This window comes from Acinetobacter sp. SwsAc4, from assembly GCF_013391535.1.
Lineage (GTDB): Bacteria > Pseudomonadota > Gammaproteobacteria > Pseudomonadales > Moraxellaceae > Acinetobacter.
Window position 1 is genome coordinate 1 of record NZ_JACAXC010000002.1, and the last position, 17,975, is coordinate 17,975.

Below are 17,975 nucleotides of genomic sequence, written 5' to 3' on the forward strand. Positions count from 1 at the left end.
AGACTAGGACGTTGATAGGTTGGGTGTGGAAGCACGGTGACGTGTGAAGCTGACCAATACTAATTGCTCGTGAGGCTTGACTATACAACACCCAAACAGTTGTTGTATTCAAGATAAATTCAATACACAACTTGATTTAGTGTAGAAACTAGTTAAAATGCTGAACACAAAGTTAGACTCAATATCTAATCCGTTAATAACTCTTTGGTTCGTAAGTAAGGCAGACATGAAGTGAAAACACAACATGATCAATAAGACCCCAAAACACCACAACAGTTTGCTGGCGACAATAGCAAGAGTGAACCACCTGATCCCTTCCCGAACTCAGAAGTGAAACCTCTTAGCGCTGATGGTAGTGTGGCACTTGCCATGTGAGAGTAAGTCATCGCCAGCTTTTAAATACGAACACCCCCTACTCAAAAGAGCAGGGGGTGTTTTTTATGGCAAAGAGTTTTATATACTGCTCTTTTATTAAAATTATTATTCAAATTCTATGAAACAATTAGATTGGATATGTAAGAACTAAATATAGATTAGGAAATTATATTCAAGTATGTTGGACATCACGTACAGCATGTTTTGATGCTGAAATTAAAGTAATGGAGGAAAGTTATTTCCTAGAAGTAACTTGTGCTGTAAAGAATATTTGGTAAGAGAATTATTAAATAAGCAGGGGTATTGTTATGCAGCTGATGGAGTTAAGAAGATTGGTAAGGATATAAATACAGAATGTATTAGCTATGATAATCCTAGTTTTATTGAACATTTTGTAGATTTAATTGCTCTAAGAATCCATAAGAAAATGAGAAAAAATTATCCAGAAAACAGAATTTTAGTTATTTGTTGCGAGTTAGATATAGGCTATTTTTCAAAAGAATGGAATATTTTAGAAGAAAAAGTTAGAGCTTTAAATATTGAACATAATTTCAAAGAGATTTTTATATATGATAGCTCTACTGAAAAATCATTTACTATGAGTTAAATTGAGTCAATTTACAGTTTTAGGAAAATGATTATGAAACTCAACTCTTTTTCTCCACTGCCTGAAGATGATGAAGAACTGCATCTCCCTGAACTAGTGTATTGGGCATCCCTTGGTGATGTGGAACAAGTCGAGCAATTATTGGTAGAGGGAATAGATCCAAACCAGACCGATGATGAAGGTTATAGCGCGCTTCAAGCTGCTGCCGAGAATGATCATTTAGCTGTGGTGAAACTACTAATGAGTAAAGGAGCAAATGTCGCTTATAAAGGCGAATATACTGCGCTGCAGCTTGCAGAAATGGCAGAGCATGACGAAGTGGTTGTCTATCTAAAAACTCTTTAAATCACGCATAAAATGATAAATAAAAAGAAGCCCCATCATCCTGACGGGGCTTCTTAGTATTCAACTTCTTGTCGTTTATATTCCTTATGAACGACCGCTTCCTGCGTATCTTGTTATTTTCAATGAGACTTCTTGTCTCTCTATAATTTATATGATATGTGAAAACTTTAGAATGGGATATTCGCCAATCGCTGAGATTGTTGTAGGTTTTGGCGTACATCAATCGGGAATGATGAAATGATAAGCGATAAAAAACGGAATCCATAGATTCCGTTTCTCAGCTTATTAGGATTTAGAAATGAACATCTAAACCGATATAAGGACCTTTAAAATTAAATTTAAGATCGTTTTTTTCGTAGTCATCTAATTTAATGTCTAAGATACGGTAGCCAGCTTTCAAGCCAACATCGACCAGTAGATTATCGATAAAGTTGTATTGTAATTCTGCTTGCGCATCGGTAATTTTAGTATCATTAAAGTTGCTATATAAGAGTTCTGCTTTGGTACTTAGACCAGTAAACGGCAGTTTTACACCCGCCGATCCATAGATCACAGGAACAGTTTTATCGATGTCTGTTTTGCTTAAACCGAGTGTTTTAACATCACCATTGAAACTGGTTGCACCTAAACCAACATCTGCATTTACGATGGTATCCAAGATTTCATAATATAAAATGAAATCGGTATGGTCTATGTTCAAGTCATAAACTGGCTGACCTGCAACTTCATTTTCAGTTTGTGATTTTAAATTCACATAGCGAATTTTTGCATTTGGAATCAGTGGAATTGGGTGCTCAAATGCAAGCGAAACCTGTGCAGATCCCTTACGATCAAGCTCTTGATCTGGTGCAGATGTTTGTGCAGCTATATTGGCTTCACCGTTGTAATTCCAGTAGCTGAGATCGCCTTTTACACCAATCATATCTGCTTGCGCCAGACCACACAGACTTGTCCCTAGAGCAAACATTGATATTTTTAATATTTTCATTCGATTGTCCTAATTCATATCAAAAACCGTAATGAATTGTTGTGAATTCATCAGTGATTGGGCGAATCATATAGTGATATTTGAAAATATACAGTAGTCTAATTTTAAATTTTAATTATGGGATGAAGAATAATGACCGATGCACAAAATGTTGTGGATTATCCTTTGTATGTTGCAGGGAAAGCAGTAGCGACAGGTCAATGGTTAGAAGTTCATGATAAATATACTAATACGGTCTATGCTCGAGTTGCGTTAGCAGATGAAAAAGTGTTGGAAAAAGCAATTTCTGCTTCAGTCAAAGCTGAGGTAGATATGGCGACGCTTAAGCCATTTGAAAAACAAAAAGTTCTATTACATTGCGTTAAACGTTTTAATGAATTACGTGAAGAATTGACAGAAATATTGATTATTGAGGGGGGGAAGCCGCGAGGTGCCGCAAGTGCCGAAGTGGAACGTCTGATAAATACGTTCCAATTGGCTGCAGATGCGGTCACACAACTTGATGATGGTCGAATGTTGCCTTTGGCAGTAACGCCTGCGGCTGCTCGTTTTCGAGGTATGGTTAAGCGTGTGCCAATTGGTGCAGTTTCGCTGATTAGCCCATTTAATTTCCCTTTAAATCTTGTGGCACACAAGATCGCACCTGCAATTGCAGCAGGTTGTCCATTTGTATTGAAGCCTGCGAGTTTGACACCGATCAGTGCATTAATGATTGCCAAGGTTTTGGCGGAAACTGATTTACCAAAAGGCTCATGGTCAGTGTTGCCTTGTGATCGCCAAGCAGCGGATATTTTGGTAACAGATGATCGTTTTAAATTACTCAGCTTTACGGGGTCAGATCAGGTTGGTTGGGACATGAAAGCGCGTGCAGGGCGCAAGAAAGTTACTTTGGAACTGGGTGGCAACGCTGCGGTTCTGATCGATGCAGATACCGTGATTGATGAGGCGCTGATTGATCGTTTGATCAGTGCCGCTTATGGGCATGCAGGGCAAGTTTGTATCAGTGTGCAGCGGATTTTAGTGCATGCTGATCTTTATGTGGAAGTGAAAAAGAAACTGATTGCGAAACTGAAAAAAATTAAAGTAGATGATCCAAAGCTCAATACCACATTGGTAGGTCCGATGATTAAGGAAGCTGAAGCTGTTCGTCTGAAAAAATGGGTTGATAAAGCCGAGAAAAAAGGGGCAAAGGTTCTGACGGGAGGACATTTACAAGGCGTATTATTTGAACCGATTTTACTGGAGAATGTTGATGCCAAACTAGAAATCTATAAGGATGAAGCATTTGGCCCTGTTGCCATTTTAGAAAAATTTAAAGAGTTTGAGCAGGGTATTAATACAATTAATCAAAGTCGTTTTGGTTTACAGGCAGGGGTATATACGCAAAATCTGAATAAAATGCTGTATGCATGGGATCATTTGCATGTTGGTGGAGTCATCATTAATGATGTGCCTACATTCCGTGTCGATAACATGCCGTATGGCGGTGTGAAAGACTCAGGCTTAGGTCGCGAAGGAATTCACTCAGCGATTCGTGATATGCAAGAAGAACGCTTGCTCGCAATTAAACAATAAAATAGAAGTTCAAGCGGAGTTCTGGCTTCGCTTGATTAGGTTGTATACTTGATTTTATAAATTGACTGTAAGGTCAAAATTTCATTCAGTTAAAAAATAATCAGTTATTTAAAAAACATAATTTTTCAGACAGAAATTACAGTAAAAAGAAATAAAAACAGGTATTGTTCGGCTATTAAAAAGCAGAAAAACAAAATCCAATCTTTAAGGAAGATGGTTTGGTTTTTGCTTGTTTGTTCATGAAAATGAGAGGCCCAAAAGGTTGGAATTTCATGCAAGCAAAACAATATTTTTTATGGCACTTTTCATGTCTGTTGGATAATAAAACCTAACGCAGTATGAAAAATGCCAGCGGTATATATTTAGGTGTCATATGGCAGATTCTCGTGAAAACTGGACATCACGATCTGGTTTTATTATTGCAGCCGTTGGTTCGGCTGTAGGTTTAGGTAATATTTGGCGCTTTCCTTATGTTGCCTACGAAAATGGTGGTGGTGCGTTTCTTATTCCGTATTTACTCGCACTAATTACGGCTGGTTTACCTCTTTTATTTTTAGATTATGCGACTGGACATCGTAGTACAGGCTCACCCCCTAAAGCATATCGTGCTTTATTTAAAGGTGGTGAAACACTAGGTTGGTGGCAAGTCTGTGTCTGTATCATTATTGGTTTGTACTATGCTAGCGTACTGACGTGGGCGGGAAGTTATGTGTATTTCTCGATTGGTCAGGCGTGGGGCAGTGACCCAGAAAGTTTCTTCTTTAATACGTACTTACAGACCTCGAAAGCAACTGGCTTTGATTTGCAGTTTGTCAGCCATTTATTTTGGCCAATTGTTGGGATTTGGGCGCTGACCTTAGTGATTTTGTATGGTGGTGTTAAAAAAGGTGTTGAATTATCAAATAAGATTTTCATGCCTTTGTTATTCGTCCTGTTCACAGTTCTGGTAATTCAATCATTACGTTTACCTGGTGCCGCTGAAGGCTTAAATGCATTCTTCACGCCGAACTGGTCTGCGATGATGGACTATAAAGTGTGGCTGGCGGCGTATGGCCATACATTCTTCTCGCTATCCGTTGGCTTCGGGATCATGGTGACATACTCCTCTTACTTAAAGCCGAAAACCAATTTAACAGGTTCGGGGTTGATCGTTGGTTTTGCCAATGCTTCAACTGAGATCTTGGCCGGTATTGGTATTTTTGCAGCATTGGGTTTTATGACTCATACCGCGGGTAAAGAAGTACAAGATGTCGTCAGTGGTGGTATTGGTCTGGCATTTATTGCCTTTCCAAAAATCATTTCAAGCTTGGGTGCAGGTGCAGATTTATTTGGTCTATTGTTCTTCTCTTCGCTTTTTGTCGCTGGTATTTCTTCCATGGTCAGTATCTTGGAAGTACCGATTGCAGCCATGCAAGATAAGTTAAAATGGAGCCGCAAGAAAGCAGTAACCATCATTGGTGGTGGTAGCGCACTCGTTTCAGTTATCTTATTTTCAAGCGTAAATGCGATTAAACTGGTTGATATTGTGGATCACTTTATCAATAACATCGGGATTATTGGTGGTGCATTATTATCCATCATCAGTGTGGCTTGGTTTAAGCGTTCAGCTTTAATCGAACTTCGTGATCATGTGAACCGTATTTCGACGATTCAATTGGGTAAAGGTTGGGATTTCACTTTAACTGTGATCACCTCTTTGATCTTATTAACCACATTGAGCATGACTGTGTTTAACTTGGTCAAAAATGGTTACGATACGTATAGCATGAGCTTGCAAGGTATCTTTGGGTGGGGCAGTGTGATTTTCTGTGCTGTCGTTGCAGTTATACTCAGCAAAATGAAAGATCGCTAGGAGCGCAGTTATGAATACTTCAGCAATCGTAATGATGATTATTTCAATGGTGTTTTTATGGGGTGGACTCGCTTTGTCGATTCGCCACCTGATGAAGAATCCAGAAGATTTAGATGATGTTCTTGAAGAAGTTAAAGATCATCATACGCTTTAAAATAGATTCAAAAAAAGCAGGCTTTGAAGCCTGCTTTTTTTTATTTTGATTATGCCTATGCCAATTTTTTAATTCGGCAATAATAGAAACCATCGCCAGAGTGCGCAGACGGTAATAATTGGCGACCATAGGTCTGTTCAATACCCCAATCCGCATTGATTTTGATTTCTTCGGCATTGGCATGTGCGCCGAAGAATGCCGCCATTTGCTGTTCATTCTCAGCTTTTAGAATGGAGCAGGTGATATACAACAGCGTTCCACCAACTTTGAGTTGTTGCCACATTTGTTGAAGAATCTGTTTTTGTAATTCAACTGTTTGTGCGATATCGGTTGATTGTCTTAACAGACGAATATCGGGGTGGCGACGAATCACACCTGTTGCAGAACAAGGCGCATCCAGCACGATACAATCGACGGGTTCTGGTGTCTGCCAAGTGGTGGCATCAGCGGTAATAATCTCGACATTGTTGTCATTTAAGGCAAGACGTTCTAAATTTTCAGAAACACGCAATAAACGTTTGGCATCATGATCCAGCGCAATCAGTTTTTGAGGGTTAAAGCGCTCAAGAATATGCGCAGTTTTGCCACCTGGTGCAGCACAGGCATCGACAATAACTTTATTATCTAAGTTCTGTAAAAGCATCGTACACAATTGGGCATGTTCATCCTGAACAGAAAAACCACCTTCTTCAAAACCCGGTAAATGGGTAATATTGCCCGTTTGCTCCAAAACAATACCAACATCTGAAAGCGTGCAAGCACGAGCATCAATCTGCTCTTCGTCCAAAATCTCTAAATATTCGTTACGACTGACTTGGCGTTGATTGATGCGGAGAGTTAGTGGAGCGACTTGTTTTAAGGCTTGGCATAGCGGCTCTACTTGCTCAGGCCAATCTTTTTTAAGTCGCTTGAATAACCAGCTTGGTAAACCATGCGTACTATTCAAAGCTGTTTGAAATTCATCTGTTTCACGTGAAACACGACGCAGAATCGCATTCACCAAACCACTCATGGGTTCGAAACCGAGTTGCTTAGCCGCATTTACCGTTTCTGAAATCGCAGCATGTACTGGAATGCGCGTACATAAAATTTGATATAAACCTAGATATAAACAACTTTCGAGTGCTTCATTGTCTAATGGCTTTGTGAGCAATGGTAAGGTAATGGCTTTTAACGAATACCATTGGCGTAAACAACCTAAAGTAAGCTCATGATATAAACCACGGTCACGTTCAGAAACGAGATTGATATGTTGATTTAAAACGGAAGACAAAGATTGCCCATTTTGAACAGCCAAAAGTGTTTTGATCACTTGCGCACGCAGGTTCAAATTTTTTGCAGATGATTGATTCGATTGGCTCATGGGAGAATTTGTCCAAGATGTAATTTTTGGGTTTGAGCTATTTGAACTGGATTGAGGGCTTTAGCACCTGGCCATTGCAAACTGGTTAAGCACACTGTGCTATTGTCGCCACAGGCAACATGTACGCCTTGTTTATCAATTGCTATGATTTCACCCAATTGAGCATCCGTTTTACTGTGTTCAGAAAGGATCGAATTCCAAACCCTTAAAGCATTGTTTTCATCCAGTTGGATAAAAGCCACTGGCCAAGGATTAAAAGCCCGAATATTACGATCGATTTGACTAGCATTCACACTCCAATTAATTCGAGCTTCTGCTTTAATCAATTTATGTGCATAGACGGTGAGTGCTTCATCTTGTACTTCACGTTTTTCGATAAAATCCTGCAAGCTTTGCTCTGATTCAAGCACGGTACAAATCGCCTCTGCACCCTGAATGGCCAGTTTGTCATGCAAGGTTGCAGAGGTATCTTCGGCTGTGATTGGGCAATAGGTTTTATACATCATATCGCCCGTATCTAAACCTGCCGCCATTTGCATGATGGTGATACCTGTTTCAGCATCTCCAGTCGCAATTGCACGTTGAATTGGCGCAGCACCACGCCAGCGGGGTAATAGTGAACCATGGATATTTAAACAACCATATGTAGGGGTATCTAAAACCGCTTGCGGTAAGATTAAACCATAGGCTGCAACCACCATCACATCAGCGCCTAGAGCAGCGAGTTCTTGTCGAGCTGCCAAGCCTTCTTCGGTAGACGCTTTAAAATTCAAAGGTTGGTAAACGGGTAAATCGTGTTCAAGTGCAAGTTGCTTTACAGGCGATGGTGTTAATTTTTGTCCACGTCCTGATTTACGGTCAGGCTGGGTATAAACCGCGATAATCTGGTGCGGGGTTTTTAATAATGCCGCCAATGCGGTTGCCGCAAATTCAGGCGTACCAGCAAAAATGATTTTCACAAAGATAATCCACAGAAAATTTGCCCCAAATTATAAGCCAAAAAGCCACTAGCCCCTAATTAGGTGAAAGGAATTGTCTTTGAACAAAAAAGATAGGTTCGTTGGTCATCAGTTAAACGATAACTTGTAGTATGATTGGAAAAGCTCAGTATCATTTCGCCAGAGAGAATGTCTTATTCATCTCGAGCACACACTTGTTGGGAATACAAAATGCCTGATTATCGTTCAAAAACATCAACACATGGAAGAAATATGGCGGGCGCGCGCGGTTTATGGCGTGCGACTGGTATGAAAGATGAAGATTTTGGCAAACCAATTATTGCGGTGGTCAACTCATTTACCCAATTCGTTCCAGGTCACGTGCATCTTAAAGATTTAGGGCAACTGGTTGCACGAGAAATTGAAGCTTCTGGTGGTGTCGCAAAAGAATTTAATACCATTGCCGTGGATGACGGGATTGCCATGGGGCATGACGGGATGCTGTATTCATTGCCATCACGTGATTTGATTGCGGACTCAGTTGAATACATGGTCAATGCCCATTGTGCCGATGCCATGGTGTGTATCTCGAACTGTGACAAGATTACACCGGGAATGCTGATGGCTGCAATGCGCTTGAATATCCCAGTGGTGTTCGTGTCTGGCGGTCCGATGGAAGCGGGTAAAGTCAAATTCCGTGGTGATGAAAAGGCAATCGACTTAGTTGATGCCATGGTCGTTGCAGCAGATGAAAGCTATACCGATGAAGAAGTGGCTGCGTTTGAGCGTTCGGCATGTCCGACGTGTGGTTCATGTTCGGGTATGTTTACTGCAAACTCAATGAACTGTCTAACTGAAGCTTTGGGTTTATCATTGCCGGGTAATGGTTCTATTGTTGCAACTCACGCTAACCGTGAAAAATTGTTCTTAAAAGCGGGTCGTTTAGTGGTTGAACTAGCGAAACGTTATTATGAACAAAATGACGACAGCATTCTGCCACGCTCAATTGCAACCAAAGCCGCTTTTGAAAATGCGATGACTTTGGATATTGCAATGGGTGGTTCTACCAATACCGTATTGCATTTGCTTGCTGCTGCACATGAAGCAGAAGTTGATTTCACTATGGATGATATCGACAATTTATCTCGTAAAGTACCTGTATTGTCTAAAGTTGCACCTGCAAAGTCGGATGTGCATATGGAAGATGTACACCGTGCTGGGGGTATCATGGCGATCTTGGGTGAACTCGATCGTGCTAACTTACTGAACACCTCTTGCTCAACGGTACATGAGCCTACTCTGAAAGATGCCTTAGACAAGTGGGATATTATCCGCACTGAAGATGCAGATGTTTATGAGTTCTATCGCTCATCACCGGGTGGTGTTCCAACTCAAGTGGCATTCTCACAAAACCGTTATTATTCAACTTTGGATGGTGACCGTGAGAAAGGTGTGATCCGTAATGCTGAACATGCTTTCTCTAAAGATGGTGGTTTGGCAGTCCTTTATGGCAACATCGCTTTAGATGGCTGTATCGTCAAAACTGCGGGTGTGGATGAATCGATTCTTAAATTCACGGGTACAGCGCGTGTTTTTGAAAGCCAAGATTCAGCGGTTGAAGCGATTTTAGATCATAAGATCGTGGCAGGTGACATCGTTGTCATTCGTTATGAAGGCCCACGTGGTGGTCCAGGCATGCAGGAAATGTTGTACCCAACCAGTTACTTGAAGTCGAAAGGTTTGGGTAAGGACTGTGCGTTGATTACTGATGGTCGCTTCTCTGGTGGTTCTTCAGGTTTATCAATTGGTCACGTGTCTCCAGAAGCAGCGGAAGGTGGTGCAATTGGTCTGGTTGAAGATGGTGATACTATCCAAATTGATATTCCGAATCGTACCATTCACCTTGATGTTGATGATGCAACCATGGCACATCGCCGTACAGCTCAAGAAGCCAAAGGTTGGCATCCAGCGGAAGAGCGTAAGCGTAAAGTTTCAAAATCTTTGAAAATTTATGCTTTGCATTCAACCAGTGCTGCGAAAGGTGCAGTACGCGTTCTGTAAACTATTGCTAAGCGACAATGTTTATCATCCCTCTTTATTACGATAAAGAGGGACTTTTTTCTGATTTTATAAGATACTCATTATACTTATTTGCTCACTTGTTTGAATTCAAGTTAGAGAAAGCTTATCCATTCATCACTTTATAATCATTAGAGGCGATCGACATGTCTTTGTTACGTCGTTGGTTTGATCCCATCCGATCGAGTTGGTTCTATCAAAAACCTTCTCGTCAGGCGGTGTTGCCCACGGAACAGGGTTTAAGTATTTACCTGCGTTTAGACGATGTTTATAGCTATCTTGCAGTACAACAGCTTGATCAGCTCAATGAAATTTTGAGTGATGAACTAAAACCTTTAAAAGTGATTATTTCAAGACAGGGTGCTGAGCCTCCTAATGGTATGTCACAACAAGATTGGCAGAGTTATTGTTTGAATGATGCTAAAATTCTCGCCAAACAACATCGGTTTGGTTTCGATGAAACCCCTGAAATACCTAGTCCAGAAGCATTACAACAAGCAGAAATAATTCTAAAAAATACCCCTCTGAGAGAACACAATTTTTTACATTTACTCGAAGATGTATTCCACATGTTATGGCAACAACAATATGGGAAATTACGTACGCTTTATGCGATGGCAAGTCAGCATCAAACACCTCAAGATTATCTTGAACGTATTTTTAAAGATGTGCCTGTTGCAGCCAGTTACTTCGAATTTGGTGAGCGTAAATATCAGGCCGTTGATGATTTATTACGCCTTACACGCCGTTTGAAACAACAAAAATTACTCACCGGAAATCCAATTTTTCTGATTAATCATATCGAATGGCGTGAACACCTGATCAATGACGGTGAGGCGCTGACCGAAGTTCAGGCTCTACATCCCGAGCTGGATCTGTATATTGCACTTGAAGACCCGATGAGTTGGCTATTATTGGCTTATATCAAAGAAGAACTGGCCAATTATTATAATATTCAATTGAGCGTTTATCCGCTGAGCTATCATGGGCGAGATTGGTTTGACTGGAGTTTGGCGACCCGTGTTTCCAAACGTACACAGGTGGCATTCACCCCATTCTGTCGGCCTACTAAAGAAGCAACTTATGAAATGGCAAAACTATTTTATAGCGTGCCTGAAGAAGAACAGATCGATTGTATTCATGAGATATTGCAAAGTGTTTGGACGCGTGGCAAAGATCTTTCTTTCAAAACCCACTTTCAACGTATGCAGAAGCGTTTAGAGATTGACAACATTACCGAACAGGATGTTGAAGCTTTGTTGAAACAGAATGATGAACTCTGTCAGCAAAAGCATCAGCCAGATTTTCCTGTACTGGAATTACGTATAGATGGACAGAGCTATGTTTTTAATAGTTTGTATCGAGTTTGGATGATTGAAAGTATTATCAGCAATGTTTTGGAAGATAAATATAAGCAGGAAAGTCGGGAATAAATAAAAAGGCAGCCGAAGCTGCCTACGATGCTAATGTTTATCTTTTAAACTGAATAACAGGTTCAGGAAAATCGCAGCAAAAGTTGCGGTTCCAATTCCCCCTAAATTAAAGCTACCAAACAGTAATTCAAAGTTACCTGCACCTAAAATAATAGTGACAGATGCAACAATAAGGTTTTTATTATTAGAAAAATCGACTTTATTTTCGATCCAGATTTTTGCACCTGCAATGGTAATTAAACCAAATACTACGATCGAAGCACCCGTAAGGACTGCTGTCGGGATCGTACTAATCACTGCGCCAAATTTAGGAGACAGCCCCAAGAAAATTGCAAATACACCAGCGATTACAAACACAATCGTAGAATAAACACGGGTGACTGCCATCACACCAATATTTTCACCATAGGTGGTCATACCCGGTGCACCAACACTACCCGATAACGTTGTGGCCAAACCATCCGCAACAAAAGCTTTACCCAGTTGAGGTGTAAGATCTTCGCCTGTCATTGAACCGACTGCTTTGATGTGACCTAGATTTTCAGCGACTAAAATCAATGCAACGGGAGCAATAATTAAAATTGCATTTAAATCAAAAGTTGGGTGTGAAAAAGTTGGGATACCAAACCATGGTGCTGCTGCGATTTGGGAGAAATCAATCGGTTTACCAAATCCTAGAATATTTGTTGCAACCACATATACGGCATAAGCAATCAATAAACCCACTAACAGTAATAAACGTTGTAATAAGCCCTTGGTAAATACAGCAATAATGCCCATGCTTAATACAGTGATGAGTGCCATCCACATTTCAAAAGGCTGTCCGGCAACGCCTTTAATAGTAACGGGTGCAAGGTTGAGACCAATAATCATCACCACAGCGCCTGTGACAACAGGTGGCATGAGTTTCTCAATCCAACGCGTGCCTGTGAGCATGACCGCAAAACCGATCAAGGCATAAAAAATACCACAGGCAACAATTCCACCAAGCGCAACTGCAAGGTTTGGATTGGCTCCTGACCCAGTAATATGACCAGTTGCGGCTGCAACGACACCAATAAATGCAAAGCTTGAGCCTAAATAACTTGGAACACGACCACCCGTGATCAAGAAGAAAATAATAGTACAAATCCCTGACATTAAGATGGCAAGGTTAGGGCTAAAGCCCATCAGAAGGGGGGCAAGAACAGTTGCACCAAACATTGCAAATGCGTGTTGTATCCCTAATACCGCACTTTGTAAGGGCGGTAAATATTCATTTGTCGCGACAGGGCGATGATCAATCTTTCCCTGATACGGCTGCCATTTTGGAAACCAATTTGACATAGATGAGACTCATTATGTGATATCAGCGGGTATGATACCCTGTCTTAAAACGAGCTTTCACCTATAAGTCATTGAGAATATTGCCAGATCATGTTTTTTACGTCTGTATTTTTACCTTTTGGTAAAATGTGTTTCAAAATAAACTATCGTATTTATTATTTATTTTATTCGCCTAATTTAAAAAACCTACGGCTAATATTTAAAAAAATTTTCTAAATTTTTTTTCTAAAAATGGAATGTTTTGCCAATCTTGCCATCAACACCTGTGACTTATGTTGATGGCAAGGCTCTTATTTAGCCAGTATTGCGCAAACCTGCCGCAATGCCTGCAATACTGACCATTAAGGCATGATCGACAGGGCTATGCTCGGTTTGATGCTCGGCTAAATACAGACGACGGCGTTTCATTAACTCTGCTTGTAATAAATGCAGAGGCAATAAATATGGTTTACGCACCTGCATGGACTGGTCCAGCACTTCATTATTGCTGAGCAGTTTGGATTCACCTTTTAGACTCAGCAGGGTATCCACCGCATTTTGCAGGCGCTGGCGTAGCTCAATCCCTAGAACTTTTAAGTCCTGATCTTCTGTGAGATGAGATTCATAGTACAACGCAATATCTGCATCAGATTTGGATAAAACCATTTCCAGCATATCAATTAAAGTTTGAAAATACGGCCACTGTTCAAGCATTTCATTTAAGGTGTTTTTGTGTTGTCCATGTACCTGATTGATCGCCGTGCCTGTACCCAACCAAGCGGGCAGCATCAAGCGGATTTGTGTCCATGCAAATACCCAAGGAATCGCTCGAAGAGATTCTATCCCACCACTGACTTTTCGTTTGGCTGGGCGTGAACCAAGCGGTAGCATTTGTAATTCTAACTCAGGCGTGACCGTGCGTAGATAACTGACAAAATTCGGATTTTCACGCACAGTTTGTCTATAAACCTGTACCGATAAATCAGTCATTTGATTCATTAAGTCTCGCCATTGTTTCTTTGGCTCTGGCGGTGGCAATAACGTTGCTTCTAAAGTTGCCGCTGTATAGATTTCCAAATTTTGTAGCGCGATGCCTTCTAAAGCAAATTTAAAGCGAATCATTTCACCCTGTTCAGTGACACGAATTGCTCCAGAGATTGAGCCTGGTGGTTGTGAGAACAATGCTTGTTGTGTTGGCGCACCGCCACGACTGATTGAACCGCCACGACCATGAAATAGAGTCAATTGCACCCCATGTTGTCGAGCGACAGCAGTGAGTTCTTCTTGCGCACGATATTGCGCCCAGTTCGCAGACATAAAGCCCGCATCCTTTGCCGAGTCTGAATAGCCGATCATCACTTCATGTTTACCCTGAATATGCTGTTTATACCAATGCATATTGAATAAGGTATGCATGGTTTTGGCTGCACCATCAAGATCTTTTAAGGTTTCAAATAAGGGCACCACTCGAAGAGGATGTTGGATACCAGCTTCTTTTTGTAAGAGTAAAACAGCTAAGACGTCACTTGGATATTCTGCCATCGAAATAATATAGGCACCCAAGCTCTCAGCTGGTTGTTCAGCCAAAGTGCGCATGGTCGCAAAGACTTCGAGTACATCAGGATGTTGAATCAAGCTGCCTTCGGGTTCATTGAAATATTTAGGCAGTAAAGGACGTTTACTTTGTAGTTCCTGAATAAGGAAGTTTTGACGAGCCTGTTCAGTCCATGATTCAAAATTGCCTAGACCTAGATATTCAGTAATCGCTGAAATGGCTTGACGATGCCGCCCTGATTCTTGGCGAATATCGAGTTTGAGTAACTCAATTCCAAAGCAATTGACACGGTAAATGAAATCCAGCAACTGGCCATTGGCAATTTCGGCTAGATTGCTATCAATCAGGGAGCGATAGCAGAGTAATAAGGGCTGTAATAATTCATCTTTATTTCGAATGATCTGACTATCATCAGCTTCATGGCCTTGTAAGCGTTGGCCTAAACAATAGCGGGTGGCTTTTAAACGTTCACGGGTGTCGCGCAGATATTCACGATACGGTTCAGGGTGTTCATAGCCTAATGCTTGAGTCAGTTCCTCAGAACAACTTTGAATGGACAGTTCCCAACGCAGATTTTCAATATCACGCAAATACAAATCAGCAGCTTGCCAACGTGATAACCATAATACTTCTTGGGTGACTTGATGGGTGACATTGGGATTGCCATCACGATCACCGCCCATCCATGAGGCAAAGCGAATTGGCGCGATATTGAGCGGTAAGTTTTGTTCACAATGCTGTTGAGTCAGTTCATTCAGCTCACGAATAAACTTAGGTACGGCATTCCACAGAGTTTGTTCAATTGTTGCAAAGCCCCACTTTGCTTCATCGACAGGGGTCGGGCGATGTTGGCGAATTTCGTCTGTCTGCCAAGCTGAACTGACCAATTGTTTCAGGGTGGCGATGGTTTGTTGGCGTTCACGAGGTGTTAGTTTTTGCTGATCCAGTTGAGATAGGCAATCGGTAATATCATCATATTTTTGAATCAAGGTACGACGACTGACCTCAGTTGGATGCGCTGTAAGTACCAATTCAATTTTTAAATCGCAGATTTGTTCGAATAATTGTTTTGAGTTGATCTGTTCAGTTTTGAATTTTTCAAATAAATGTGACAAAGGATTTGGATTAGGGGCTTGTTCGTCAAACTCAGCCTGACGACGATTACGCACTACATGATATTGTTCCGCAATATTGGCGAAATTGAGAAAATGTGAGAATGCGCGAGTCAGCGGCAAAATCTCTTCATCTTTTAAACCGAGAAACAATTGTTCGAGCTGTTTTTCTGCTTCGATCTGGCCGTCACGTGCACCTTTGGCTAATGTGCGAATTTGTTCAATCTGATTAAACAAATCTTGCCCAGCATGTTGCTTTAAGGTCTCTCCAAGTAAATTGCCGAGTAAGCGGACATCTTCACGTAATGGAGCAGTGATTTGTTGAATCATTCTAATTCTCCTGTTGTTCTCACTCGACTATAGCGCGATTGGGAGACATTCCAAGAGCAGAACGTAAAAAAATGTGAATTTTATCTAATTTTTAGGTTGATATTTAAGCAAAAAAATCTCGATGGCATGTTGAATGATCTGATCGATTTCATTCGCTGTGGGCACTGGGGCTAGACCCAGTAACACTTGTTGATGACGGATACCTAACATCAGCGAGATGATCAGCTCTGTTGGCTTGAGTGGCGCGTCTGCCTGAATAAATTTAAAGGCGATGGCTTGCTCAAAAAAATCACACCACACATGACACATGCGGGTATGTGACGCATCAAAAAACTGTTGGGTTAATGGACTTTGTTCCGCTGCCAGTTCAAACAGCAGGCAATCCAGTTTCAGTGCTTCAGGCAGGTAAATAATGCTTAAGGCACGCTGACACATTAAATATAGTGCCTGCCTAAAGTCGGACTCAGGTGTGAGTTCAAACTGTTTCGCCCGAATCGATTCTTCACAGCTTTCTTCAATGGCGCAGATAAACAGGTTAGCCTTGTCCTGAAAATGGTTGTACACCGTGAGTTTAGTCACGCCTGCTTCTTTGGCAATCTGATTCATATTGGTGGCGTGGTAACCCATTTTTAAAAAAATAGATTTTGCAGCCTGTAAGATTTTGGCTCTTTTTTCTAAATCTTTAGGGCGACCACTGAGAATTTGCACGTTAGCTGTCTCATTTAATTCAATTCAAAATCAAAATGCTAGATTTAATTTTTAATTAGTGTACTCATGAGTATATTAATTAAAAAATAAACAATCTATCATAATGTTCATATTGTGCCTTAAAAAATCAATTTGAATAAGAGCGAAACAGAGATGAATCTGCTAAATCATGTAATTGTGGGGTTGCTCGTACTCAGCAGTGTCACTTTAACGGCATGTCAAAAAGAGGTTCCCAAGACTGAGGAAATACCTTATGTCATGGTGACGCAGCCGAATACGAATCATATCGATCAAAAAAGTTATGCAGGTGATGTTCAAGCCAAGCAACAAACCGCATTGGCATTTCGTGTTGGGGGACAAATTACCGAACGTTATGTTGATGTGGGTGATCGGGTCAAAGTCGGACAGGTTTTGGCTAAACTAGATGTCAAAGACGCACAATTGCAAATGAACGCTGCCAAAGCGCAATTGCAAAGTGCTGAAGCAGCAGCAAAAATTGCGGCTCAAGAATATCAGCGTTATCAACAGTTATTACCTGTCAATGCAGTGAGTCGCTCACAATTTGATGCGGTGAAAAATCAGTATGAATCTGCTCAAGCAGGGTTACAGCAAGCGCGTTCTAATTATGAAGTGTCTTCAAATCAAACCGGTTATAACCAACTTATTTCGAATAAAAATGGCGTGATTACTCAACGTCAAATTGAAATTGGACAAGTAATTGCGGCAGGTCAACCTGCCTATCAACTCGCAATTGAAGGTGAGCGAGAAGTCGTGTTTGGCGTACCTGAGCAGGCCGTCAGTACCATTAAAGTCGGGCAACCTGCTTGGGTCACTTTGTGGTCACAACCTGACGCACGTTTTGCGGCAAAAGTCCGTGAAGTGTCACCCGCTGCAGACCAATCGCGAACATTCACCGTGAAAGTTTCATTGCTTGAAGGGCAATCGAGTATCCAACTGGGGCAAAGCGCTCGGGTATTCTTTGTCGCAAATGAAAATAATGTATTGAGTGTGCCTCTATCCAGTGTTACTGCCAATAATCAACAAGCCTATGTCTGGGTCGTGAATAGTAATCAAACTTTACGTAAAGTCCCAGTGACGTTGGGTACTTATGGGCGTGACAGTGTGCCTATTCTGTCAGGTCTAAAAGCTTCAGATTGGGTTGTGGTTGGTGGTGTGCATCTATTGCGTGACCAGCAAAAAATTCATCCTGTAGATCGTGATAATCGCGCAGTCACGGTTAAAACAGGAGGTTAAGC

General features: G+C 41.2%; 14 protein-coding genes and 2 rRNA genes. 10 read left to right on the forward strand and 6 right to left on the reverse strand.

The window, feature by feature from the left end; all coding sequences use genetic code 11:
- From HYG88_RS01310 to HYG88_RS01325, 4 genes are all read left to right on the forward strand, one after another.
- A 23S ribosomal RNA gene (locus HYG88_RS01310) occupies positions 1-84 on the forward strand; the annotation flags it as partial.
- 195 nt (positions 85-279) lie between these two features.
- Positions 280-394: ribosomal RNA gene (rrf, locus tag HYG88_RS01315) — 5S ribosomal RNA — on the forward strand.
- 252 nt (positions 395-646) lie between these two features.
- Positions 647-982, forward strand: a complete 336-nt coding sequence (locus HYG88_RS01320) for a hypothetical protein (protein WP_256730983.1) — start codon at positions 647-649, stop codon at positions 980-982.
- A 33-nt stretch (positions 983-1,015) separates the two neighbouring features.
- Entirely contained in the window at positions 1,016-1,327 is a 312-nt protein-coding gene (locus tag HYG88_RS01325) for an ankyrin repeat domain-containing protein (RefSeq protein ID WP_178882432.1), read from the forward strand.
- Between the two features lie 292 nt (positions 1,328-1,619).
- Here the strand turns inward: HYG88_RS01325 and HYG88_RS01330 are convergent, their stop codons facing one another.
- Positions 1,620-2,315 (reverse strand): TIGR04219 family outer membrane beta-barrel protein, encoded by a 696-nt coding sequence (locus HYG88_RS01330; RefSeq protein WP_178882433.1) that lies wholly within the window; start codon positions 2,313-2,315, stop codon positions 1,620-1,622.
- 132 nt (positions 2,316-2,447) lie between these two features.
- Here HYG88_RS01330 and HYG88_RS01335 point away from each other — a divergent pair, with 132 nt between their 5' ends.
- The 3 genes from HYG88_RS01335 (at position 2,448) to HYG88_RS01345 (ending at position 5,896) form a co-directional block, all read left to right on the forward strand.
- A complete protein-coding gene (locus HYG88_RS01335; protein WP_178882434.1) occupies positions 2,448-3,890 on the forward strand; it encodes an aldehyde dehydrogenase family protein in 1,443 nt (480 codons plus the stop codon).
- Positions 3,891-4,263: 373 nt separating this feature from the next.
- Positions 4,264-5,742, forward strand: a complete 1,479-nt coding sequence (locus tag HYG88_RS01340; RefSeq protein WP_178882435.1) for a sodium-dependent transporter — start codon at positions 4,264-4,266, stop codon at positions 5,740-5,742.
- A gap of 10 nt (positions 5,743-5,752) precedes the next feature.
- Positions 5,753-5,896 carry a methionine/alanine import family NSS transporter small subunit gene (locus HYG88_RS01345; protein ID WP_087537379.1) on the forward strand — a complete coding sequence of 48 codons (144 nt, stop codon included), beginning with the start codon at positions 5,753-5,755 and terminating at the stop codon, positions 5,894-5,896.
- Between the two features lie 55 nt (positions 5,897-5,951).
- Here the strand turns inward: HYG88_RS01345 and rsmB are convergent, their stop codons facing one another.
- Positions 5,952-7,259, reverse strand: coding sequence for a 16S rRNA (cytosine(967)-C(5))-methyltransferase RsmB (gene rsmB, locus HYG88_RS01350; protein ID WP_178882436.1), 1,308 nt, complete (start codon positions 7,257-7,259; stop codon positions 5,952-5,954).
- Entirely contained in the window at positions 7,256-8,218 is a 963-nt protein-coding gene (gene fmt / locus HYG88_RS01355; RefSeq protein ID WP_178882437.1) for a methionyl-tRNA formyltransferase, read from the reverse strand. The genes rsmB and fmt overlap by 4 nt, the downstream gene beginning before the upstream one ends.
- A gap of 210 nt (positions 8,219-8,428) precedes the next feature.
- Here fmt and ilvD point away from each other — a divergent pair, with 210 nt between their 5' ends.
- Complete coding sequence (gene ilvD / locus HYG88_RS01360) at positions 8,429-10,258, forward strand: dihydroxy-acid dehydratase (RefSeq protein ID WP_005157126.1); 1,830 nt, start codon at positions 8,429-8,431, stop codon at positions 10,256-10,258.
- A 164-nt stretch (positions 10,259-10,422) separates the two neighbouring features.
- The gene (locus tag HYG88_RS01365) at positions 10,423-11,709 is read left to right on the forward strand and encodes a hypothetical protein (protein WP_178882438.1); all 1,287 of its coding nucleotides are present in this window, start codon (positions 10,423-10,425) and stop codon (positions 11,707-11,709) included.
- A 30-nt stretch (positions 11,710-11,739) separates the two neighbouring features.
- Here HYG88_RS01365 and HYG88_RS01370 read toward each other — a convergent pair whose 3' ends face one another.
- From HYG88_RS01370 to HYG88_RS01380, 3 genes are all read right to left on the reverse strand, one after another.
- A complete protein-coding gene (locus tag HYG88_RS01370; protein WP_178882439.1) occupies positions 11,740-13,035 on the reverse strand; it encodes a solute carrier family 23 protein in 1,296 nt (431 codons plus the stop codon).
- Between the two features lie 294 nt (positions 13,036-13,329).
- The gene (gene ppc, locus HYG88_RS01375) at positions 13,330-16,011 is read right to left on the reverse strand and encodes a phosphoenolpyruvate carboxylase (protein ID WP_178882440.1); all 2,682 of its coding nucleotides are present in this window, start codon (positions 16,009-16,011) and stop codon (positions 13,330-13,332) included.
- Between the two features lie 84 nt (positions 16,012-16,095).
- The gene (locus HYG88_RS01380) at positions 16,096-16,719 is read right to left on the reverse strand and encodes a TetR/AcrR family transcriptional regulator (RefSeq protein ID WP_178882441.1); all 624 of its coding nucleotides are present in this window, start codon (positions 16,717-16,719) and stop codon (positions 16,096-16,098) included.
- Between the two features lie 153 nt (positions 16,720-16,872).
- On the opposite strand from HYG88_RS01380, the gene HYG88_RS01385 reads away from it, so the two are divergent.
- Positions 16,873-17,973, forward strand: coding sequence for an efflux RND transporter periplasmic adaptor subunit (locus HYG88_RS01385; protein WP_178882442.1), 1,101 nt, complete (start codon positions 16,873-16,875; stop codon positions 17,971-17,973).
- The last annotated feature ends 2 nt before the right edge of the window (positions 17,974-17,975 follow it).

What these genes read in the sequence shown, in the direction of transcription:
- HYG88_RS01325 (WP_178882432.1), top strand. Translation starts at nt 1,016, where the DNA reads ATGAAACTCAACTCTTTTTCTCCACTGCCTGAAGATGATGAAGAACTG.
- HYG88_RS01330 (WP_178882433.1), bottom strand. Translation starts at nt 2,315, where the DNA reads ATGAAAATATTAAAAATATCAATGTTTGCTCTAGGGACAAGTCTGTGT.
- HYG88_RS01335 (WP_178882434.1), top strand. Translation starts at nt 2,448, where the DNA reads ATGACCGATGCACAAAATGTTGTGGATTATCCTTTGTATGTTGCAGGG.
- HYG88_RS01340 (WP_178882435.1), top strand. Translation starts at nt 4,264, where the DNA reads ATGGCAGATTCTCGTGAAAACTGGACATCACGATCTGGTTTTATTATT.
- HYG88_RS01345 (WP_087537379.1), top strand. Translation starts at nt 5,753, where the DNA reads ATGAATACTTCAGCAATCGTAATGATGATTATTTCAATGGTGTTTTTA.
- rsmB (WP_178882436.1), bottom strand. Translation starts at nt 7,259, where the DNA reads ATGAGCCAATCGAATCAATCATCTGCAAAAAATTTGAACCTGCGTGCG.
- ilvD (WP_005157126.1), top strand. Translation starts at nt 8,429, where the DNA reads ATGCCTGATTATCGTTCAAAAACATCAACACATGGAAGAAATATGGCG.
- HYG88_RS01365 (WP_178882438.1), top strand. Translation starts at nt 10,423, where the DNA reads ATGTCTTTGTTACGTCGTTGGTTTGATCCCATCCGATCGAGTTGGTTC.
- HYG88_RS01370 (WP_178882439.1), bottom strand. Translation starts at nt 13,035, where the DNA reads ATGTCAAATTGGTTTCCAAAATGGCAGCCGTATCAGGGAAAGATTGAT.
- ppc (WP_178882440.1), bottom strand. Translation starts at nt 16,011, where the DNA reads ATGATTCAACAAATCACTGCTCCATTACGTGAAGATGTCCGCTTACTC.
- HYG88_RS01385 (WP_178882442.1), top strand. Translation starts at nt 16,873, where the DNA reads ATGAATCTGCTAAATCATGTAATTGTGGGGTTGCTCGTACTCAGCAGT.